This is a genomic window from Planomonospora sp. ID91781 (assembly GCF_015711595.1).
In the GTDB taxonomy this organism is placed as follows: domain Bacteria; phylum Actinomycetota; class Actinomycetes; order Streptosporangiales; family Streptosporangiaceae; genus Planomonospora; species Planomonospora parontospora.
This window is the reverse complement of record NZ_JABTEY010000001.1, coordinates 2,139,732-2,160,530: the sequence shown is the minus strand read 5'-3', so window position 1 is coordinate 2,160,530 and position 20,799 is coordinate 2,139,732. Positions and strand designations below refer to the sequence as shown.

The 20,799-nt window shown below is 74.1% G+C and carries 16 protein-coding genes; 6 read left to right on the top strand and 10 right to left on the bottom strand.

The window, feature by feature from the left end; translation table 11 throughout:
• Window positions 1–95: 95 nt before the first annotated feature.
• Window positions 96–842, top strand: a complete 747-nt coding sequence (locus HS048_RS09915; protein WP_196466769.1) for a class F sortase — start codon at window positions 96–98, stop codon at window positions 840–842.
• A gap of 164 nt (window positions 843–1,006) precedes the next feature.
• The gene (locus HS048_RS09910; RefSeq protein ID WP_196466768.1) at window positions 1,007–1,822 is read left to right on the top strand and encodes a crotonase/enoyl-CoA hydratase family protein; all 816 of its coding nucleotides are present in this window, start codon (window positions 1,007–1,009) and stop codon (window positions 1,820–1,822) included.
• A gap of 124 nt (window positions 1,823–1,946) precedes the next feature.
• Here the strand turns inward: HS048_RS09910 and HS048_RS09905 are convergent, their stop codons facing one another.
• The gene (locus tag HS048_RS09905) at window positions 1,947–3,503 is read right to left on the bottom strand and encodes an alpha/beta hydrolase (RefSeq protein WP_196466767.1); all 1,557 of its coding nucleotides are present in this window, start codon (window positions 3,501–3,503) and stop codon (window positions 1,947–1,949) included.
• Between the two features lie 189 nt (window positions 3,504–3,692).
• On the opposite strand from HS048_RS09905, the gene HS048_RS09900 reads away from it, so the two are divergent.
• Both HS048_RS09900 and HS048_RS09895 read left to right on the top strand, forming a co-directional pair.
• Complete coding sequence (locus tag HS048_RS09900) at window positions 3,693–4,868, top strand: sensor histidine kinase (protein WP_196466766.1); 1,176 nt, start codon at window positions 3,693–3,695, stop codon at window positions 4,866–4,868.
• The gene (locus HS048_RS09895) at window positions 4,865–5,536 is read left to right on the top strand and encodes a response regulator transcription factor (protein ID WP_068894637.1); all 672 of its coding nucleotides are present in this window, start codon (window positions 4,865–4,867) and stop codon (window positions 5,534–5,536) included. Before HS048_RS09900 ends, HS048_RS09895 begins: the two co-directional genes overlap by 4 nt.
• Window positions 5,537–5,599: 63 nt before the next feature.
• On the opposite strand, the gene HS048_RS09890 is transcribed toward HS048_RS09895, so the two are convergent.
• From HS048_RS09890 to HS048_RS09865, 6 genes are all read right to left on the bottom strand, one after another.
• Window positions 5,600–5,950: a hypothetical protein gene (locus HS048_RS09890; RefSeq protein WP_196466765.1), complete on the bottom strand. Its 351-nt coding sequence runs from the start codon at window positions 5,948–5,950 to the stop codon at window positions 5,600–5,602.
• A 258-nt stretch (window positions 5,951–6,208) separates the two neighbouring features.
• Window positions 6,209–7,324 (bottom strand): nitronate monooxygenase family protein, encoded by a 1,116-nt coding sequence (locus tag HS048_RS09885; RefSeq protein WP_196466764.1) that lies wholly within the window; start codon window positions 7,322–7,324, stop codon window positions 6,209–6,211.
• 106 nt (window positions 7,325–7,430) lie between these two features.
• The gene (locus HS048_RS09880) at window positions 7,431–8,177 is read right to left on the bottom strand and encodes an SDR family NAD(P)-dependent oxidoreductase (protein WP_068894634.1); all 747 of its coding nucleotides are present in this window, start codon (window positions 8,175–8,177) and stop codon (window positions 7,431–7,433) included.
• Window positions 8,178–8,232: 55 nt separating this feature from the next.
• Window positions 8,233–9,579, bottom strand: coding sequence for an FAD-binding oxidoreductase (locus HS048_RS09875; protein WP_196466763.1), 1,347 nt, complete (start codon window positions 9,577–9,579; stop codon window positions 8,233–8,235).
• Complete coding sequence (locus tag HS048_RS09870; RefSeq protein ID WP_196466762.1) at window positions 9,576–10,493, bottom strand: decaprenyl-phosphate phosphoribosyltransferase; 918 nt, start codon at window positions 10,491–10,493, stop codon at window positions 9,576–9,578. The genes HS048_RS09875 and HS048_RS09870 overlap by 4 nt, the downstream gene beginning before the upstream one ends.
• Before the next feature lie 20 nt (window positions 10,494–10,513).
• Window positions 10,514–11,434, bottom strand: a complete 921-nt coding sequence (locus HS048_RS09865) for a DUF3068 domain-containing protein (RefSeq protein WP_196466761.1) — start codon at window positions 11,432–11,434, stop codon at window positions 10,514–10,516.
• A gap of 123 nt (window positions 11,435–11,557) precedes the next feature.
• Between HS048_RS09865 and HS048_RS09860 the strand changes: the two genes are divergently transcribed.
• Window positions 11,558–12,796 (top strand): acyltransferase, encoded by a 1,239-nt coding sequence (locus HS048_RS09860; protein ID WP_307832408.1) that lies wholly within the window; start codon window positions 11,558–11,560, stop codon window positions 12,794–12,796.
• Window positions 12,797–12,846: 50 nt separating this feature from the next.
• Here HS048_RS09860 and HS048_RS09855 read toward each other — a convergent pair whose 3' ends face one another.
• The gene (locus HS048_RS09855) at window positions 12,847–14,712 is read right to left on the bottom strand and encodes a hypothetical protein (protein WP_196466760.1); all 1,866 of its coding nucleotides are present in this window, start codon (window positions 14,710–14,712) and stop codon (window positions 12,847–12,849) included.
• 143 nt (window positions 14,713–14,855) lie between these two features.
• Between HS048_RS09855 and HS048_RS09850 the strand changes: the two genes are divergently transcribed.
• Window positions 14,856–15,599 carry a class I SAM-dependent methyltransferase gene (locus HS048_RS09850; protein WP_068894629.1) on the top strand — a complete coding sequence of 248 codons (744 nt, stop codon included), beginning with the start codon at window positions 14,856–14,858 and terminating at the stop codon, window positions 15,597–15,599.
• Here HS048_RS09850 and HS048_RS09845 read toward each other — a convergent pair.
• Together HS048_RS09845 and HS048_RS09840 are read right to left on the bottom strand one after the other, a co-directional pair.
• Window positions 15,549–16,646 carry a DUF3068 domain-containing protein gene (locus HS048_RS09845; RefSeq protein WP_196466759.1) on the bottom strand — a complete coding sequence of 366 codons (1,098 nt, stop codon included), beginning with the start codon at window positions 16,644–16,646 and terminating at the stop codon, window positions 15,549–15,551. The two genes, HS048_RS09850 and HS048_RS09845, sit on opposite strands and share 51 nt — an antisense overlap.
• Entirely contained in the window at window positions 16,643–20,782 is a 4,140-nt protein-coding gene (locus HS048_RS09840; RefSeq protein ID WP_196466758.1) for an alpha-(1->3)-arabinofuranosyltransferase family protein, read from the bottom strand. Before HS048_RS09840 ends, HS048_RS09845 begins: the two co-directional genes overlap by 4 nt.
• Between the last annotated feature and the right edge of the window lie 17 nt (window positions 20,783–20,799).

The following is a 20,799-nucleotide window of genomic DNA, read 5'->3' as shown; positions in this document are numbered from 1 at the left end:
GGCCGCACCCGGCCACCCGTGGTCGCCGGCCCGGTGACCGACCGTCTCCCTCGGACCCGATCCGACCACCCCGACCTGAGGCAGGTGTCCCGGCCATGTCCGGCTCCACTCCGTCCAAGCGCCGCATCGCCGTCACCACGGGAGCGGCCCTGGCGATCTTCTGCGGCGTACTCGTCACCGGAGCCGCCCTGGCCAACGACCCGCCTTCCGCCCTCCCGCTCCCGGGTACGGCCCAGGAGGACTCCGCCGGATCCGAGGCGCCGGAGTCCTCGGAGTCCGGAGGTTCCGAGGACTCCGCCAAGTCCTCGAAGGCGGATGAGTCCAAGAAGTCCGGCAGGTCATCCGGCACCGCCGGCAAGCCGGCGTTCACCACCGCCGAGGCGATGACCGGGTCCGAGCCGGTCAGCCTGGACATCCCGGCGATCGGGGTGAAGGGCGCGCCGATCGACCCGGTCGGCCTGAACGCCGACCGGACCGTCGAGGTCCCCGCACTGGACCGCCCGGAACTCGTCGGCTGGTACAAGCACCGTCCGACGCCCGGCGAGGCGGGCCCCGCCGTACTGCTCGGGCACGTGGACGCCTACGGCAGGCCCGCGGTCTTCGCCAGGACGCACACCCTCGAGCCCGGCGACACCGTCAGGGTCAAGCGCGCCGACGGCAGGACCGCCGTCTTCACCGTGGACGAGCTGGAGCGGGTGGACAAGGACGCCTTCCCCACCGACCGGGTGTACGGCGAGACCGCCACGCCCGAGCTCCGGCTGATCACCTGCGGCGGCGCCTTCGACCCGGCGACCGGGCACTACGAGGACAACATCATCGTCTACGCCCACCTGAAGGCCTGACCTCCGCCCCCTCGCGCTCCCCCGACCTCCTGAGAGCGCCGGGAGTCCCGCGGCTCCCGGGAACGGCCCGCGCACCCCGGATCCGGCCCGGCCGTCTGGCGGTCCGGGCGGCGGCCGATCTAGGATCACCTAGCAAGCGCTTGGGGCAACGACGGAGGTCGTCCGTGGAACAACTGCCGATCAGCACGCCGCACTGCCGGGTCGAGCGCGACGGCCACGTCGTCGTCGTGACCATGGACCGGCCCGAGGCGAAGAACGCCCTCTCCACGGACATGCTGGTCGGCCTGGCCGACGCCTGGGCCTACGTCTCCGACGAGCCGGAGGTCCGGGTCGCCGTGCTGACCGGCGCGAACGGCACCTTCTGCGCGGGCGCCGACCTCAAGGCCATGGGCCGCCCGTCGTCCGATCCGCGCGTCGCCGAGCGGGCCGCGCAGATCCCCGACTACCACTGGAAGGGCCTGCTGCGCGACTCCGGCGCGCTGCCGACCAAGCCGGTCGTCTGCGCGGTCGAGGGCCACGCCGTGGCCGGGGGCACCGAACTGCTCGTCGGCACCGACCTGCGCGTGGTCGCCGAGTCGGCCGTCCTCGGCCTGTTCGAGGCCCGCCGCGCGCTGTTCCCGATGGGCGGCTCCGCGGTCCGCCTCCCCCGGCAGATCCCCTACGCCTTCGCCATGGACATCCTGCTGACCGGCCGGGCCGTCACCGCGCAGGAGGCCCTGGCCATGGGCCTGGTCAACCGGGTCGTCCCGGACGGCACCGCGCTGGAGTCCGCCCTGGAGACCGCCGCGCAGATCGCCGCCTGCGGGCCGCTGGCCGTACAGGCCATCCTGCGCGCCTGCCGCCAGACCGAGGGCCTGCCCGAGCCCGAGGCCCTGAAGGTCTCCGACGCCATCGGCTGGCCGGTCATCGGCTCCGAGGACGCCAAGGAGGGCTCCCTGGCCTTCCGCGAGAAGCGCCCACCGGTCTACCGGGGCCGGTGATGTTCTCCCGGCCGACGAGTACGGACCTGTTCCGCCGGCTCATCCCGGTGCTCCCTCCCCGTCGGCCGTCCGGCCGGAGAGAGGGGCGGGCGGTCCCCGGCCAGGGAAGCCGACGGCATGACGGTCAGGGCCGGGGGCCGTCGCAGGTGACGTCCTCGGCTGGCAGGGTTCCCTTGATCAGGAACGCGACGGTGGCCTTGTCGGCGCAGGTCGAGCCGGTGCCGTAGACGAAGTGGCCGCCGTGCTCGACACCGAGGAAGCCGGCGCGGTCACCCAGGGCCCTGCGCATCCCCCGGCCCGCGGCCCACGGCGTGGCGTTGTCGCGGCGGTTCTGCAGGATCAGGATGTTACGCGGACCGTGCGAGGTGATCTTGACCACCGGCTCGATCGGCTTCTGCGACCAGAACGCGCACGGCAGGATGTTGTCGGGCATGCCAGCGCTCAGCGGGTACTTCGCGCGGGCGGCCGCGGTGGCGTCGGCGTAGGAGCCCACGTCTCGCGACCAGGTGGTGTCCCCGCAGAGCATGGCCAGGACCATGGTGGCCTGGTTGTCCACCGGCACGCCCTTCGCGGCCGGGGTGTCGGCGAGGATCCGCCGGAGCACGGCGACGTCCGCGTCCGCCGGGGCCTTGCCGGCGGACAGGTCGGCCGCCGCCTTCCAGAATCGGGTGAGCGGGGCGAGCATCTCGTTGCGCTGCAACATCTGGTACGTGACGCCGCGCAGCAGCGCCCCGCTGATGGCCACCGGTGTGCCCGGCATCATGACCGGTTTCCGGTCGAGGCGGTCGGCCAGCGCGAGGAAGGTGTCGGTGACCTCGCCGGCGGTGCCGCCCAGCCCGAGGCCGGCGTCGTCCGCCGCGGCCACGCGGGCGGCGTCCGGGAACCGGTCGTTCATGCCCTGGTTCCAGGTGTGCAGCATCTTCGCCCACACCTTGCCCGGGTCGACGTTGCCCTCCAGCACCATCCGGTCGGCGTTGCGGGGGAACAGCGAGGCATAGACCGCGCCGAGGTAGGTGCCGAAGGACTGGCCCCAGTAGGAGATCTTCCGTGCCCCGAGCGCCTGGCGGATGCGATCCATGTCGCGCGCCGTGTTCGCGCTGTTGAAGAAGCGGAGCCTGTCACCGATCGTGGCGCACTGCCGGGCGACGGCGCGCGCGGTGGTGACGTTGTCCTCGATCGAGCCGCCGGCGCCGGGGTAGGGGAAGACGGTGAGAAGACTGGTGCCGGACAGACCGCAGCTCATCGGGGTGCTGTGGCCGACGCCGCGCACGTCGAACCCGATCAGGTCGTAGGAGTCCAGCACCCCCTTCGGGAGCGTGAGTGCCATCTGGCCGGGCATGTCCAGGCCCTGCAGCCCCGGACCACCCGGGTTGAGCAGCAGGTCGCCGCGCTTCCTGCCGTGCTTGGCGGTGGCGATCCTGGAGACCGCGACGGTGATGGTCTCTCCGCCGGGGCGGCGGTAGTCCAGAGGCACCTCGACCGTGCCGCAGGTCTGCCTGGGGTCCCGTTCGGCACCCGGCGCGGGTTCCGGGCACTCACCCCACTTGATCGAGGTCTGGACGTGACCGGCGGTCGCCGCGGCCCGGGCGCCGGCCGGCTGCCCGCCGATCACCGCCCCCGCTGCCGCGACCGCGGTCAGGGCGCCGGCGACGACGACGCGTACGCGGATGGTGTTTCCCATGGTGCTGTCCTCCGAACTACCGATGTGCCGTGATCCGGCCTCGCGGTCGACCGTGGTCGCCGGCCGCTGATGAGAAAGGTAGGAGCGGAGGGCCCTGTCCCGAATCACTGCGTTGCGGACATTCCGTGTAGCTCACATGAGGGACAAGCACGGGAACATCGGGAATCAGAGATCGCTAGGCTCTGAGCCATGTCGGGGACCTGGGCCGGTGACCGCCTGCGGAGGTTGCGGGAGGTGTGGCGCGTCTACGACGCCACGGTGTGGGACCGGTGGCTGGCCGTCGTGTCCACCGGGCTGGCGTTCGTGCCGGCGCTGTCGATCATGAGCGTCCAGTTCGGCGACCTGTCGGGACGCCCGGCCGACGCGTTCCAGATCGTCCTGATCCTGGCCCAGACGGTGCCTCTGGCCGTGCGTACCCGATGGCCCGCCGCGTGTCTGGCGATCAACGGCACGGCTTTCGCGATCCACGAGACGCTCGGCTACCCGATGCAGTTCGGCACCGTGACGGTGTACATCGCGCTGTACTCGGCGGGCGCGCACCAGGAGCGGTTCCGGCGCGTCATCGCCGCCGCGGCATCGGCCGCGTACGTCGTGCTGTGCGCGGCCGCGGTCCTGCTCGGCTCACCGGTCCTGCAGAGCGAGTTCCTGGTGTTCTACCTGCTTTTCGCCGCGTGCTGGCTGGGCGGTGCCTTCGTACGCGGGCAGCGGCTCCAGGAGGCCGGGCGACGGCGGCTCGCCGCCGAGGCCGCGGCCGCCGCAGAGCGGGCGCGCATCGCGCGGGAGCTGCACGACGTGGTGACCCACCACGTCACCGCCATCGTCGTGCAGGCCGACGCCACGCAGTTCGTGGCCACGTCGCCGGAGCGCGTGGCCACGGCACTGTCCACGATCGGCGGCGCCGGCCGCCGGGCCCTGGCCGAACTGCGGTATCTGCTGGACGTGCTGGAGGCGACCGGAGAGTCGGCCACGCCCGTCGTGGGCAACGTGCGAGACCTGGTCGAACGGGCCCGGAGCGGCGGCCAGCCGATCGAACTGGTGGAGGACGGCGACCGGCCCCCGCTCCCCGTCGGCGTGGGGCTGGCCGTGTACCGGGTGGTGCAGGAGGGCCTGACGAACGCCGTCAAGTACGCCGAAGGCCGCCCCACCACCGTTCGCATCGGCTGCCGGGACGACCGCGTGGAGGTCGAGGTGACGAACGCCCCCGCCGCGGTCCCCGTCGGTGCGAGAAGCGGCCTCTCCGGCGGCCGCGGCCTGGCCGGACTGCGCGACCGGATAGGCGCGCTGGGCGGCGCGCTGGCCGCAGGCGAGCAGCCGGACGGCGGTTTCCGAGTCTCCGCGTCGATCCCCGTAGGCGGTGCCGAATGACCATCCGCGTCATGATCTGCGAGGACCAGGAGGTCGTCCGTACCGGCTACGTGACGGCGTTCGACGCGCAACCGGACATGGCGGTGGTCGGCGTGGCCGCCGACGGCCCGGCCGCGGTCGAGGCGGTCGCCGGCCTGAGGCCCGACGTGGTGGTCATGGACATCCACATGCCGCTGATGGACGGCATCGAGGTGACGAGGCGCATCGCCGGCCCCGGTGTCGCGGCGCCGCCGAAGGTACTGGTGGTGACCACGTTCAACGTGGACAAGTACGTCTACGAAGCCCTGCGTGCCGGAGCCAGCGGCTTCCTGCTGAAGGACGCCCCTCTACTGGAGCTGGTGAACGGCGTCCGCACCGTCGCCCGCGGGGAGTCCCTGCTGTCCCCCACCGTGACCCGTACCCTGATAGGTCGCTTCGCCGACCGCCTCCGCCCGGCCGTCCCCACCCCCGACGAGGATCCGCTGGCCGTCCTGGCCCCCCGCGAACGCGAGGTGCTGCGGCTGATCGCCCGTGGCCTCTCCAACGCCGAGATAGCCGCGGAACTGGTGATCAGCTTCGAGACCGTCCGGACCTACGTCTCCCGGATCCTCACCAAACTGGGCTTACGCGACCGCGTCCAAGCCGTGGTGTTCGCCTACCGCACAGGCTTCGCCGACGACGACCGCTGAAACCGGCGAGCGCATTCACCGCCCGCCGTCCACGGCGAACGGCCCAGGCCTCCGGCGGGCATGTCACACGCGAGCCCTGCGGCGGCCGATGACGAGCAGCCCGGCGCCTCCGGCGAGACCGGCGACCGCACCGGCGGCCAGGAGCTGCGCGCCCTGCGTCTGGGAGTCGTGCTCCTCCTGGTCGAGCTCGGCGAACTGCGCGCGCCGCCCGGCCTCGCCCGTCAGCTGCTCGTAGCGGGCCGGGTCGCTCTCCTTGACGGACTCGGCCTCGCGGAGCAGGTCCTCCGACGCCTGGAGGCTCGCGTCGATGCGCGCCGCGGTCTCACCGGCCCGGGAGAACGCGAACGCGCTCAGCCCCGCGGCGACCAGACCGACCACCAGCAGCCCGGCCCCGACCCACGACATCCACTTCACTGCGATCTCCTCCGTACGCGCTCACTCACGGCCCCGGTGACTCCGGGCCGCGCGCAGGCAAGGGTAGTGCCGCGTTTCACCTAGTCGCGCCCGCCGTACGGGTGACCCGGCCTCCCCCGCCCGGGTGACCCGCCGGCGTGCGACCGGGCCGGGGTACGGCCGGGCCCGGGCACGGCCGCCGTCCGGGCCGGAGACCGCGCGGCCGCCGCCGGGCCGGTCGGCCGATCCCGGACGCGTACCGGGCCGCGGCGCCGGAGGTCAGTCCCGCGTCAGGCGCTCCAGGCGTTCCATGGCCTCGACGTACTGCTCGACCATGCCGAAGACCACGTCGCGCGCCGACTTCACCTGGTTCATGGTCCCGATGATCTGGCCGGCCGGGAAGGTGGCCAGCTCCGAGGCGTCGGAGCGGCCGATCCGGCGCAGCGCGTCGGAGATCAGCATGAACTGCAGCGGCATCGGGAGCGTGCCCGGGGACTCGGCCGACTCCCAGGCGTCGGTCCACTCGTTCCTCAGCAGCCGGGCGGGCTTGCCGGTCCACGAGCGGGAGCGGACCGTGTCGCGGGAGGTGGCCGAGAGGATGCGCCGCCGGGCCGGTTCGGGGGTGTCGGCCTCCTCCACGGTCAGCCAGATGGACCCGGTCCACACGCCCTCGGCGCCCAGCGCCATGCCCGCCGCCATCTGGCGGCCGTCGCCGACGCCCCCGGCGGCCAGCACGGGCACGTCCACCGCGTCCACGACCTGCGGGACGAGCACCATCGTGGAGATCTCACCGGTGTGCCCGCCGGCCTCGGTGCCCTGGGCGACGACGACGTCCACGCCGACCTCGACCTGCTTGACCGCGTGCCGGGGGGTGGAGGCGAGCGCCGCCACCTTGACCCCCCGGGCGTGGGCGAGCTCGACGATGTCGGCGGGGGGCGGGCCGAGCGCGTTGGCGAGCAGCGCGATGGGATGCCGGAGCGCCACCTCGACCTGGGGCCGGGCGGTGGCGTCGGTCCAGCCGAGCAGGACCCGGCCCGCCTCGCTCCCCTCCGCCAGCGGCGGCACGCCGTGCGCGGCCAGCAGGTCGTCGACGAACCTGCGGTGGCCTTCGGGGATCATCCCGGCCAAGCGCCCCACCAGGTCCTCCGGGGAGTCCACGCCGAGGTCGGCCCCCGCGTAGGAGGCGGGCATGACCACGTCGACGCCGTACGGCCTGCCGTCGACGTGGTCGTCGATCCACTTGAGCTCCGTCTCGAGCTCTTCCGGGGTGAAGTAGAGGGCGCCGAGCACGCCCATCCCGCCGGCGCGGCTGACCGCGGCGACGACGTCCCGGCAGTGGCTGAACGCGAAGATCGGAAACTCGATTCCGAGCATGTCCGTGACACGTGTCCGCATGCGCCCACGGTACGACCGGCGAGCCGGTAACTGCAACGCGTTCTAGTACAGAATCTTCCGATGAAATTTCCGCCGTACTGACTGGTAACAGCGGCCAGAACAGGTTTCAGCGCGGCATTCTGCGCCAGACCGCCCGGGGCAGCACGCGCATCACCGCGAACATCGCCCGCAGCGCGCCCGGCACCCACACGGTCTCGGCCCCCGACCGGAGCCCCGCCACCACCGCGTCAGCGACCTGGCCCGGTGTCGAGGACAGCGGCGCGGGGGTCATGCCCTCGGTCATCCGCCCCACGACGAAGCCCGGCCGGACCACCATCACCCGGGCCCCCGAGCCGTGCAGCGCGTCGCCCAGCCCCTGCGCGAACCCGTCCAGTCCCGCCTTGGCCGAGCCGTACACGAAGTTGGCCCGGCGCACCCGGATCCCGGCCACCGAGGAGAGCACCACGAGCGTCCCGTGGCCCTGCTCGCGCAGCCGCCGGGCGGCGTACAGCCCGGCCGACACGTGCCCGCCGTAGTTGACCGCGACCGCCTCGGCGGCGGCCACCGGGTCGGCGTCGTAGTCCGCCTGCCGGCCCAGCACGCCGAACGCGGGGATCACCACGTCCAGGTCGCCGACCAGCTTCGCGGCGGCCTCGATCACCTCGCCGTGCGTCTCGGGACGGGAGGCGTCGAAGTCCAGCAGGTGGACCTCCGCGTCCCCGATCACCGGCGGCTCGCCGCCGGCCGCGCCGCGGGCGGCGAGCACGACCCGGCGGGCGCCGTCGCGGACCAGCCGCTCGACGATCGCCAGCCCGATCTCGCTCCGGCCGCCCAGCAGCAGCACCGTGTCCACCGAACCCAGCGCGTTCCTCACGGGACCGCTCTCCTCTCCGTTCCCGGCCGCCGGGGACCGGGATCCGTGCCCGGCTTCACAGCCCGAGCCTCCTGGCCAGATCGGTGCGGAACACCCCGTCGGGGTCCGCCTCGTCGCGGACCTTACGCCACTCGGCGAGCCGGGGGTACGTCGCGGCCATCGTCCCGGCCGCCATCCGGGAGTCCTTCGCCAGGTAGATCCGCCCGCCGGCCTCGGCCACCTGCGCGTCGAGCGCGCGCAGCAGCCCGGCCAGGCCCCGCTGCCCGGCGGGGATGTCCAGCGCCAGGGTCCAGCCGGGCATCGGGAACGAGAGCATCCCCGGCGTGCCGGGGCCGAAGCGCTTGAGCACCGTCAGGAACGAGACCACGCCCTCGGCCGAGAGCCGCGCGACGATCCGCCGCAGCGTCGCCTCCTGGCCGAACGGCACCACGAACTGGTACTGCACGAACCCGCGCGGGCCGTACGCGCGGTTCCAGCCGTCCACGAAGTCCAGCGGGTGGAAGAACGGCGCCAGGCCCTGGACGGAGGTCCCGGGCCTGGACTTGAGGTACCAGGCCTCGTTGAAGGCCCGGACGGTCAGCGGGTTCAGCAGGCCGTCCGGCGCCCACGGCGGGGCCTTGACCAGGGCGCGGGGGGCGAACTCCAGCGGGTCGGCGCCGCGCGGCAGCTCCTCGCGCGCGGCGTGGTCGCCGCGGGTGAGCACGCTGCGGCCCATCCGGCCGCCCCGGGCGAGCAGGTCGATCCAGGCGACCGTGTAGCGGTACCGGCCGTCGGTGGCGGCCATCGTCTCCAGCGTGTGGTCCAGGTCCCGGGTCCGCTCGGTGTCCACCCGGACCCGGGAGGTCTCGATCGGCACGCACCGGAAGACCGCCTCGACGATCACCCCGGTCAGCCCCATCCCGCCGACCGTGGCCCAGAACAGGTCGTCGGCCGGGGTCAGCGTCCGGATCCCGCCGCCGGCGGTGACCAGGGTCAGCGAGCGCAGGTGCGCGCCGAAGGAGGAGTCCACGTGGTGGTTCTTGCCGTGCACGTCCGCCGCGACGGCCCCGCCGACCGTCACGTGCCGGGTGCCGGGGGTCACCGGGACGAACCAGCCGCGGGGCACCAGGGCCGCCATCAGGTCGTGCAGGCTCAGCCCGGCCCCGGCGGTGACCAGGCCGGTGGCCTCGTCCAGGGACCAGGAGGTCAGCGCGGTGCAGTCGACCACCAGCCCGCCGGCGTTCTGCGCGGCGTCGCCGTACGCGCGGCCGAGGCCCCGGGCGGCGACGCCCCGCTCCGGCGCCCGGCGCACGGTCTCGGCGACCTGCTCGGCGGTGGCGGGCCGGACCAGCCGCGCGGGCGTCGGCGAGGTACGGCCCCAGCCGGTCAGGAAGGTCGTCCCGGGCGGCGCGGCGGAGCTCATGTCAGGTAGATACCGATCGTCAGGAGGGCCACGAGGGCCGCGATGAACAGCTGGATGGGCCGGTCGCGCAGGGCGAGCTCCTCCGGCTCCTCCCCGATGCCCCGGTCCACGAGGAGATTGTGCCGCAGCACGATGAGCACGAAGGGCACGATGCTCATCGAGTGGAACGGCCCGCCGGGGTGGTCGTTCAGCGCCCACAGGCAGTAGGTGACGATCATCGCGCCCGACGACATGGTGCGGACCTGCGCGAGGTAGGCGGGGGTGTAGGCGGCGAGGATGGCCCGGGTGGCGTTCCCGGTGGCGTTCTCCGCCGCGGCGCGCACCTCGGCCTCGCGCTTGCCCGCCACCAGCTGCAGGGAGCCGAGCGAGACCACCACCAGGAACCAGCTCGTCACCGGCACGTCCACCGCGATCGCGCCGGCGAAGGCCCGGATGACATGGCAGCCGGCGACCGCGACCAGGTCGACCACGGGCTGGTGCTTGAGCCAGAAGGTGTAGGAGAACGTCAGCGCCAGATAGCCGGCGACGACCGCGGGCAGCCGCCAGTCGCCGGGCAGCGCGGCGACCGCCGGGGCCAGGAGCACCAGCAGGACCCCTGCGACCCGGGCGAGTGCGACCGGGACCAGCCCCGCGGCGACCGGGCGGAAGCGCTTGCGGGGGTGCCGCCGGTCGGCCTCGACGTCGGCGGCGTCGTTGAGCAGGTAGGCGCCGCTGGCGGCCAGGCAGAAGGCGGCGAAGGCGACCAGCGCGCCCCGCAGGCCCGCGGCGGTGCCCAGCACCCCGGCCGCCGCGGGGGCGGCGAAGACCAGCGCGTTCTTCAGCCACTGGCGCGGGCGGCAGGCCCGCAGCAGCGCGACCGGGGAGAACCCCCGGGACGCGCGGACGGCCGCCGGCGGGTCCGCCGGCGGCCGCACGGCCGTTCTCTCCTCGCCGGTCACGCCTTGCCGTCTGCGCCGCGCGCCACGAAGAACCCGGTGACCAGCAGGACCAGCCCCAGCAGGAGCAGGACCAGCGGGATCGTCACCTTGATCATGGAGATCTGGTTCTTGCTCTCGGTGGCGTTGGACACCAGGTCGTTGACCGTCTCGGGGGTCATCCTGATCGTGGCCGCGAGGGCGGTGACGCTGTGGGCGCCGTCCTGGGTGCGCAGCACCTCGTCGCGCCGCTGCTCCTGCTTGACCGGCGAGCCGGTCACCGGCTCGATCCAGAACGTGTTCTTGCCCTTGTAGATCCGGTCCACCTGGACGTCGCCGGTGACGTCGGTGACGCCCATGACGGAGGCGGGCACGCTGCGCGTCTCGGTCTTGGTCTCCGGCACGTCCTGCTCGAACTTGTAGGCGGTCAGGCCGTTGACCTGCTCCTCGCCGACGAACCTGGCGTCGAACGCCCTGCCCGCCACGGAGTTGAAGACCTTGTAGGTCTTCTGCTCCACGTCGAAGGGCCACTTGTAGATCTGGCCCTCCATCGTGACCGGCCTGTCGTCGATGTTCACCGAGCAGCAGGTGACGCCCTCGCCGGTGTACTTGTTGAAGGCGCTGCGCCGCTCGGTGATCGTGATGTTGGGGTTGTTGTTCGTCACGTCGTTGACCGCGGTGAACTCGTCCCAGACGACCGTGTCGCCCTTGGCCTGGCTCACGTCGCCGCGGGTGGTGACCGTGACGCCGAGCTGGGCGGTCATGACCTTGAGGTCCCTGGCGCTGAAGTACTGCGCGCCCTCGGCCTCCAGCTTGCTGATCCCGTACTGTGCGGCGGGCGCGGCGACCAGGCTGCCGGCCACCTGGAACCGCACCAGTGGTGCCAGGACGATGAGAAAAGCTCCCAGGGCTAAGAGAACGATCCCGACTATTCGGCGCATTGATCCTCCTGGGGGGTCCCTGGATGGGCAGGTGGTCATGGGGGGTGAAATGTACTTAAATCGCGAGCTACTGGCCAGTATGTTAGTGACGCCGATCACCCACGTCACCAGGGATGCGGAAAAGTGACCGAAACAAGTTCTAGGTCGGTGCCCGCCGTCCGCCCCGCCGTCCGTCCCGCCGTCCGCCAGGAGGCGGCCGGTGCCGGCGGCCGTCTGGACGCCCTCGACGGGGTGCGCGCGGTGGCCTCGTTCACCGTGCTCCTCTACCACGTGGCGAACGAGACCGGGGCCGCGCTGCAGGAGGGGTTCGCCGGCGCGCTGCTGTCCCGCGGCGACGTGGCCGTGCCGATCTTCTTCGCGCTCTCCGGCCTGCTGCTCTACCGCCCCTTCGCCACCGCGGTCCTCACCGGCGCCCCGGCGCCCCGGGCCGGGGCGTACCTGTGGCGCAGGGCCGTCCGCATCCTGCCCTCCTACTGGCTGGTGGTCGCGGTCGCCCTCCTCCTCTGGTCGCGCGAGCACCTGGCCGACGTCTGGAACTGGATCGTCCTGCTCACGCTGAACCAGAACTACGCGGTCGAATCGTGGTGGCACGGCCTCGGCCCCAAGGGCCTGGCCCAGATGTGGAGCCTGTCGGTGGAGGCCGCGTTCTACCTGGCCCTCCCCCTGCTCGCGGCCGGGATGGCCGCGTTCGCCCGGCGCGGCGGCGCCGACGCCGACCGGCGGGCCCGGCGGCTCCTGGCCTGCCTGGGCGCGCTGGCCGCGACCTCCTTCGCCTGGACGCTGCTGGTCTACTACCCGGAGTACCGGCCCCACCTGAATCTCTGGCCGCCCCGCTCCGCGGTCTTCTTCGCCGCCGGGATGGCCCTGGCCGTCGTCATGGCGTGGGCGCGGGCCCGGCCAGACGGCCCCGCCGCCCGCTTCGGCCGGGGGGTCGCCGCCTCCCCCGGCTCGTGGTGGCTGGTCGCCGCCCTCGCCTACGCCGTCGCGGCCTCCCCGGTGACCGGCACCCGGTTCCTCGGCATCGACGGCGTCTGGTCGGGCCTGTTCGAGCTGCTCCTCTACACGGCCGTGGCCTTCTGCCTGCTCGCCCCGGCGGCGCTGCTCCCCGACGGCGGCTCCCCGGTCCGGAGCCTGCTGGGCAACCGGTTCACGGGCTTCCTCGGGCGCATCTCCTACGGCGTCTTCCTCTGGCAGTTCGTGGCGATCTACGCGTGGTACGGGTTCACCGGGCAGCAGCCGTTCACCGGCGACCTGCTCGCCAACCTGGTGCCCGTCACCGCCCTCACGGTGGGCCTGGCCACGCTGACCTACCTGCTCGTGGAGCGGCCCTTCCAGCGGCTGAACGCCCTGGTGAAACGCTGACCCGCCTGCTCGCGGAGCCGTTCTTCCGGCAGGTCCCCCGGCCGGAGCCCTCAGGCGGGCTCCTCGCCCTCCGCGACCGGGGTGCCCAGCGCCATGCCCGTCAGGCAGACCTGCGCGGCCGGGTCGTCGATGACGATCCGGACGCCCTCGCCCACGCCCCGCACCGGGAAGTGGATCAGGTCGCCCGGCGTCGCCCGCAGGCTGAGCGCGAGGCGCTCCTCCCCCACCTCGAACGTCACCGAGGCGGGCCGTACGGCCGAGTAGGACAGCGAGCCCGCGGTGGCCGGTCCGCCCGGGGCGGTCACGTCGGGGAAGACCACCGCGCCGTCGGTCACCGGCAGGCACCGCTCCCCCGGCCGCACGGCCTGGAAGAAGCCGAAGAGGCCCATGTCCGCCAGCCGGCCGTGCCGGTCGAACACCTTCGCGTCGTGGGTGGGCTCGGGATTGGCCATCCTGAACCGCAGGGCGGGGCGGGCCAGCGGGGCGAGCGCCCGGCTGCTGAGGCGCTCGTCGCCCAGCCACGGCACCATGACGGTGCGCGGCACCGGGGTCGGGTAGATCACCGCGTCGTCCGGCGCGGCGGCGAGCTCCGCCTCCGCGGTGGTGAGGTAGGCCCGGGCCAGATCACCGGTGAGGGTCGCCCGGTAGCCCTCGATCGAGACCGTCGACACCGCCAGGTAGGCCCCCGCGGCCAGCACCGCGGCCACGGCGCGCGAACGGCCCGCCGGCAGCGGGCGGCGGTACGCGTCGCGCTCCCCCTCCACCGGCAGCAGCGCGAACCCCAGGCAGAGCATGAGCATGACGACGGCGTCGGCCACGTAGCGGGGCTCGGCGCCGCTCACCGCCATGGCGCCGCCCCGGGCGACCACCGTGGGGACCGCGTCCGCGGCCAGCAGGTAGGCCCCCAGCAGCACCCAGGCCCGCAGCGCCCGCCGCCGGTAGGCCAGGCTGATCCCCACCAGGGCCGCGGTGACCAGCCAGGCGACCGCGACCAGGGCGTCGGGGGGCGCCGCCAGCCCGCCCGTCGCGCCGCTCCCCGTCCAGGTGAGCGGGCCGCCGACCGCGCCGGCGGGGAAGGTCCGCCCCAGCATGGTCCCGACCAGCTCCAGCGCGACGCCCGGCACGGGCGGACCGCCCCCCGCCTCGGCGGACAGGCTCCGCAGCACCAGGTAGAGCCCGGTGTAGGCGGCCATCACCGCCGCGTAGGCCCCCCAGAGCCGCCGGTGCCCGCGCAGTTCCGCGATCACCGACCGGGCCCAGCCCGTCTCCCGGTCGCGCAGGAAGGCGGTGGTGACACCGAGGAGCACGAAGCCGACGAAGATCCCCTTGGTGCTGAAGGCCATGCCCGCCACGAACCAGCCGAGCGCCCGCAGGCCGTACCGGACGCCCTCGCCGCGGGCGAACCGGACCTGGGCGGTCAGCGCGAGCACCAGCGCGAGCTGGAGCGGGACCGCGTTGATCGCCGCCGCCCACCAGCCGAACGAGGGGATCGTCAGCGGGCAGAACAGCAGCACCGCCAGGAGCGGCAGGATCATCGGGCGGGTGCCGAACAGGAGCCGGAGCAGCCGGAGGGCGAGCACGCCGAGCAGCGCCTGCGCCAGGAGCGTGACCCCGGCGGCCAGCGTCCAGTCGTAGGGGGCGACGCGGGAGAGCACCCAGGTCAGCGCGAGCGAGCCGGGCATGAGGTGGCCGCTGTGGATCCGCGTCACGAAGTCGAGCGTGAGCCCGCTCTCGTAGGCGTTGCCGACGAAGACGAGGTCGTCCTCGACGAAGTAGGAGTCGCCCAGGACCAGCACGCGCAGCGCGAGCGAGACCCCGATCAGCAGCCCCGCGGCGAGCACGACCGGATCGCGGAGCGCCGCCGTGCGGCCGGGCGGGGCGCCGCGCGCCGCACTCCCGAGTGGGACACCGCGCACCGTCCGCGATCCGCCCTTCGCCACTCCCACCGGCCCGTCCCTCCTCGGTCTCCGAATGATCACCCTACGGTCCGGTAACATCGCGCACAATACGGTGTTATGCTCCGGCGCACCCGATTCGTCCATCGCGGTGAGGAGCACCATTGGAGACTCCCCGGGCCCCGTTCCGCGCCACCCTGGGCCGGTCGGTCAGGCTGCTCGGCGCCTTCCGCAAGGAGCAGAGCGACCCGGACTTCTTCTACGGCCTGCTCGCCCGTGACACCGTCGCCCAGCTGGCCTCCTACGCCGACCTGAACGGCGCGCTGGTCGCCGACATCGGCGGCGGCCCGGGGTACTTCACCGACGTGCTGCGGGCCGCGGGCGCCCGGCCCGTCTGCGTGGACTGCGACGCCGGGGAGATGATGGCCCGCCGGGGCGCGGCCCCGGAGGGCGCGGTGCTCGGCAGCGCCCTGGACATCCCGCTGGCCGACGGCGCGGTGGACGTCTGCTTCTCCTCCAACGTGCTGGAGCACGTCCCGGACCCGTGGCGGATGGCCGCCGAGATGGTCCGCGTGACCAGGCCCGGCGGCGTGATCTACCTGTCCTTCACCAACTGGCTCTCCCCGTGGGGCGGCCACGAGACCTCCCCGTGGCACTACCTCGGCGGCCACCGCGCCGCCGCCCGCTACGCCCGCCGGTACGGCAGGCCGCCCAAGAACGTCTACGGCACCAGCCTGTACCCCGTCTCGGTCGGCGCGGCGCTGCGCTGGGCCCGCCGGCGGCCCGACGCCGAGATCCTGGACGCCCTGCCCCGCTACCATCCCCGCTGGGCCACCCCCGTCGTCCACGTCCCGGGCCTACGCGAGATCGTGAGCTGGAACCTGCTGCTCGTCCTGCGCCGCCGCTGACGGCGGCACCGGCCGGCGCAGCCGTACGGCGACCAGCAGCAGCACGGCCCCCAGCAGGCAGAACGCGCCCGGCAGCACGTCCCGGACCAGCAGCGCCCACCGGGTGAAGGCCCGGGCGGCGGCGACCTCGGCCGCGACGTCCTCGGGGGACATGACCAGGTCGGCCCGGAGGCTCACCGCGCGCTCGACGCCGTCCACGGTGCGCAGGGTCTGCCGGTGGCTCTCCATGGTCTTCACCGTCAGGCCGCTCTCCGGTTCGACCCAGAGGGTGCGGGTCACCTCGGCGTACCGGGAGACGCCGAGGGCCGGCCTGCCCGGCAGGCCCAGGGCCCGGCCGGGGAGCGACCCGGGCACGTCCTCGATCTTGATCGGCCCCACCGTGTAGCCGTAGCGGTGGGCGCGGATCCCCTGGACGTCCCCCTCGCCCTCGAACCGCAGGGTGACCGCCCGCCGCAGCACCGTGTCGTACATCGGGTAGGAGCGCGGCTCCGCGCGGAACGGCAGCCGGAAGGCCAGTCCCGACTGCCGCGCCTGGGCGTCCTCGTCGACGTACTCCCCGCAGCAGTTCACCGTCATCGCCGTCCTGCGGTCGAAGGCGGTCCGGCGCTCGTGGTAGTCGATCCGGTTCCCCCGGGCGTCGGCGAGCGAGGTGAACTCCGTCCACACCGCGGTGTCGCCGTTCCCCGCCGCGGGGTCGCCCTTCAGCGTGACCGTGGCCACGAGCGGGACGCCCTCCCTGAAGGAGAGCGTCCCGTGGTCGAAGTAGTCCCCGTCCGACGTGGCCAGGTGGTAGGTCCTGTCCTGCTCCAGCGGCAGCGCCAGGACGCCCTCGTAGACGTGGAGGCGGAGCAGCGCCGCGAGGGTGAAGAGGAAGGCGGCCGCGCCCAGGGCCGCGGTCCAGAGCATCCGCCGCGTCGGCCCGGACCCGCCGGACGCCACCGCCCCGCCGGCCGCGGCGATCCCGCCGCCCGCCACGGGCCCGCCGGACGCCACGAGTTCACCGGTCGCCGCAGGCCCGCCGGTGGCCGCCGTCCCATCGCTCGTCACAGTCCCACCGTCAGTCTCTCCGGCCGCCGCACGGCGGCGACGGGCTGCGGGTGCCGTTCCTCCGGGACGCCCTCGCGGGCGGGGACCGCCGCCAGCAGCCAGCCGATCCCGACGAGGCAGAGCACCTGGGGCACGGCCCCGAGGAGCGCGCTCTCGTCGAAGTGCCCGAGCGCCCGGCCGGCGGCGAAGGACGCCCCGGCCAGGCCGAGCAGGACCACCGAGGCCCACGGCGCGGTCACCGCGGCCGCGACGCCGGGCAGCGGCCCGCTCCGCGCGTGCCGGGCCCGGGCCACCCGGTCCAGCCAGGCGTGCAGGCCCAGCGCCGCGCACACGATCACGGCCCCGGCGAAGCCTCCCGTCCACAGCCCCAGCAGCGGGGCGAGGCCCCAGGCCCAGGCAGCGCGGACCGCGGCGGGGGCCGTGCCCGCCGGGTGCCGCGCCGTACGGCGGGCGGGCACGAGCGCCGCCGCGGCCACCAGGAGCACCAGGACCAGCCCGCCGAGCAGCGCCGCCCGGTAGGCGGCGTCGGGCTCGTAGCGCATGGTCACCACGCCCGTCGCCGCGGGCGCCTCCCAGGCCTGCCGCCAGCCGTCCAGCCGGACCGGGACCAGGGGCTCGCCGTCGAGGTAGGCCTTCCATCCCCGGTTGAAGTTCTCGTTGACCACCAGGTAGGACGGCTCAGAGGTGGAGATGCGCACGCGCCGCTCCGCCGGTCCCCACGTCTCGGTGCCGACCGGCGCCGCGTCCGCCTCCCGCGCGGCGGCCGTCTCCGGCGCGCGCAGGAGCACCGACTCGATCCGGAAGGCGTCGGTGTGCGCGGCGCTCACCCGGGCGGGCCCGGCGGCCAGCTCCACCGGCGCGCAGGAGCGGTACCCGAGCGGACGGCCGTTCAGCACGTCGTCCAGCGTGCCGGTCACGATCTCGGTGGGCACGGCGTTGCCGTTCACGGTGAGCCCCGGGCCGAACCCGCAGGGCAGCCGGATCGGGAAGGACGCCAGCGAGCCGAGCTTCCGCACGCCCGGGATGCCGACCTCCGCCACCTCGATCTGCCGGGCCGCGGAGGAGGTGAACGTGATCTCCAGGCGGTCGGCCCGCAGCGGGGTGAAGGTGATCCGGCCCTCCGCCCCGGTCCAGGCCCGCACCGTGCGGCCGCCGCCCCGCACGGTCACCCTGACCGGCGGCCGCCCCAGATAGGAGTCGGGAAAGAGCACCCGCAGCTGCGAGATGACCGTCTTCCTGCCGAGTTCCACGGTCAGGGTGGGGTTCCGGTCCGCGGGATGGGCGTACCAGAGCGTGCTCAGGTCGCCGTCCACGGCCGCCCGCCCGATGACCGCCGGATGGTCGGTGGCCGTGGAGGAGGCCGTCACCCTCGGGAAGACCCGGGGCAGGGTGGTGAGCCGCCGGGCCGCGACGGGGTCGGTCAGCACGGTCCGCCCGGTGACGGCCCGCGGACCTCCGGTCCTGACGGTGAACTCCCGGCTGAAGCCGTAGCCGTCCTCCCCCAGCACCTCCAGGTGCGGCGCGCAGGTCCACGTCTTGACCCCTCGCATGCAGGCGGACGCGGAGCCCTGGCGGGTGAGCAGCACCGTGCCGGGGTCGCGCTCGGCCGCCGGGGGGACGGTGATCCTGCGGCCCGCCCGCACCCCGGGGACGGTGATCTCGGAGATGCCGACGCGGTTGCCCACCGACATCCCCTCGCCGCGGGCCACCCCGGTCACCCGGATCCTCAGCCAGGAACTCCGGCCCGGCGGCGGGTCGACCGCCTGGGGATCGCTCGTCTCCCGCACCGGGACCCGGCGCGTCCCCGCGGCCGTCTCCACGGAGATCTCCGCCACCGGCGGCCCGACCGCCTTCTCGAACGCCACGGTGATCCGCGGGATCTCGATGCCCTCGACGAACCGCACCTCCAGCCACTGCCCGACCATGCCGTTCCAGCCGTCGGAGCGCCAGCTCGTGCGGTGGTCGCCGTCGATCGCCGCGTACGGCTGCCGCCCGGGATCCCGGTGCGCCCCGATCGCGGTGACGTCCGACTCGGCGGAGGAGGCGAGCACGTCGGCGACGCCCGAGTGGTCGGCCGTGGCGGTGGATCCCTGCCACGCCGGGTCCACCAGGTCGGAGGCGGTGTCGCGCCGCGGGGCCTGCCCCTCGGTGAGGGTGGCCGTGCCGGACCGGCGCAGGTCGCCGAAGACGATCTCGCGGCGGCGCAGCGTGTCGGTCGCCACCGTGTCGCGGGCGGGCAGCGCCCGCGCCCCCGGTTCGTCGCCGACCAGCACGGGCCGGTCGTCGGCCAGCAGCCCCTCCTCCGCCAGGGACAGGACCGCCTCCGGCGCCCCGGTGACGCGGACCGCGCCCTGGCGGGGCACGGTCCCGGCCGTGGGCGCGGGGTCGGGTACGGCGTAGACCTCCAGGGCCGGGTAGGACTGGTCCAGCCAGCCCGAGGCCGTCGGATGGGTCTCGGTGCCGGCCTGCGGCCCGAAGGAGGCGACCCGCCGCAGGCCGGTGGACTCCTCCAGGGTCTCGTGGACCCGGGCGGGCCAGGCCGTGCCGAGCGTCCCGCGCGCCAGGTCGTTGCGGACGAGCAGGTAGGTGACGCCGATCCGGCGCAGCGCGGAGGTCAGGCCGGGTGATCCCTTGCCGGTGGCGAAGCGCTCGTCGACCGCCTGGAGCAGCCGGGCCAGGCCGGGTGATCCCCAGGGCACGTTGGTGTGGGTGGCCCAGCGCACGGTCAGCAGCGACTGCATGGGCTCGTCGATCGGGCGTCCCCACACGTACTCGCCCCGGCGGGAGCCGGGCACGGCGAGCACCATCCCGTCGCCGGTGCGCTCGTTGAGCCAGTCGGCGGCCTGCCGCCAGTAGGCGGGCAGCTCGGCGAACGCCCCCTGCGGGGTGACCCCGGCGGAGGCGACGGGTACGGCGGCCAGCACGACGACGCCGGAGAGCCCGGCCAGGACGGGCCTGCGGAGCGGGAGGCGGACGGTCAGCGGGAACGCGGCGAGGCCGAGCGCGAGCGGGAGCCGTACCAGCGCGTCGAACTTGTGCAGGTTGCGGAAGGGCGCGAGCGGGCCGTCCAGCAGCGCCCGCACCTGGTCGGTCCAGGGGTGGGCCAGCGCGTCGGCGTGGCCGAAGGAGATGACCGCGACCCCGGCGAGCGCGGTCAGCACGAGGAAGGAGCGCTCGGGGGTGGTGCGGGCGGCGAGGCCCGCGACGCCGAGCCCGGCGGCGAGCGCGGTGGCCGCGATCAGCCACGGCACGGTGGCCTGCTCGAACGCGGCGGGCAGCCACGGGCTGCCGTCCACCGGCAGGAACGCCATCCAGCCGGAGGTGCCGCGCAGGATGTTGAGCAGCGAGGTGACGCCGGTGGTGGCCGAGGCGGTCTCGATGAACGGCAGGAAGGAGAAGATGTAGCTGCCCATCACCAGCAGCGGCACCAGCCACCACAGGGACACCGCGCCGACGCACGCCAGCCACCAGGCCAGCAGCCTGCGCCTGCGCGGCCCCCGGCGGCGGGTGAGCAGGTACAGCAGCGGGACGGTCAGCACGGCGAGCTCGGCCACCGCGTTGATCCCGCCGGCGAACAGGAACGCCAGCGCCGACAGGGCCGCCGCCCGGCGCGGGCTCACGTCCCCGGAGGCGGCGCGCACCAGCGGCAGCATGATCCACGGCAGCACGGCGCTCGGCTGGAACTCCGAGGAGTTGATCCCGATCAGCGCGACCGCGTGCGGGGCCAGCGCGTAGGCGAGGCCGGCCAGGATCCGGGTCGCGGGCGTGCCGACGCCCATCGCCCGGGCCAGCCGTTCCACGCCCAGGAAGGCGGCGCACAGCACGGCGGTCATCCACAGGCGCTGGATGTTCCACGGCGGCATGTCCAGCGCCTCGAAGAGGGCGTAGAACGGGCCCATCGGGAAGAAGTAGCCGTGCGCCTGGTTCTGCAGGTGGCCGAAGAACGCCCCGTCCCACAGGTGCACCGCCCTCGACAGGAAGCCCAGCGGGTTGAGCGCCATGTCGAGCTTGGTCTCGGAGATGATCCGGCCGGGCGAGGTGTTGAACGCGACGGCGCCCAGCAGCAGGCAGCCCGCCAGCAGGCGCAGCCGGTGCCGCATCCGCGCGGAGGCGGCGGCCGTGCTGTCAGGGGTCATCGGGAGGTCACCGCGGG

What these genes read in the sequence shown, in the direction of transcription:
- HS048_RS09895 (WP_068894637.1), top strand. Translation starts at nt 4,865, where the DNA reads ATGACCATCCGCGTCATGATCTGCGAGGACCAGGAGGTCGTCCGTACC.
- HS048_RS09865 (WP_196466761.1), bottom strand. Translation starts at nt 11,434, where the DNA reads ATGCGCCGAATAGTCGGGATCGTTCTCTTAGCCCTGGGAGCTTTTCTC.
- HS048_RS09915 (WP_196466769.1), top strand. Translation starts at nt 96, where the DNA reads ATGTCCGGCTCCACTCCGTCCAAGCGCCGCATCGCCGTCACCACGGGA.
- HS048_RS09885 (WP_196466764.1), bottom strand. Translation starts at nt 7,324, where the DNA reads ATGCGGACACGTGTCACGGACATGCTCGGAATCGAGTTTCCGATCTTC.
- HS048_RS09905 (WP_196466767.1), bottom strand. Translation starts at nt 3,503, where the DNA reads ATGGGAAACACCATCCGCGTACGCGTCGTCGTCGCCGGCGCCCTGACC.
- HS048_RS09875 (WP_196466763.1), bottom strand. Translation starts at nt 9,579, where the DNA reads ATGAGCTCCGCCGCGCCGCCCGGGACGACCTTCCTGACCGGCTGGGGC.
- HS048_RS09900 (WP_196466766.1), top strand. Translation starts at nt 3,693, where the DNA reads ATGTCGGGGACCTGGGCCGGTGACCGCCTGCGGAGGTTGCGGGAGGTG.
- HS048_RS09840 (WP_196466758.1), bottom strand. Translation starts at nt 20,782, where the DNA reads ATGACCCCTGACAGCACGGCCGCCGCCTCCGCGCGGATGCGGCACCGG.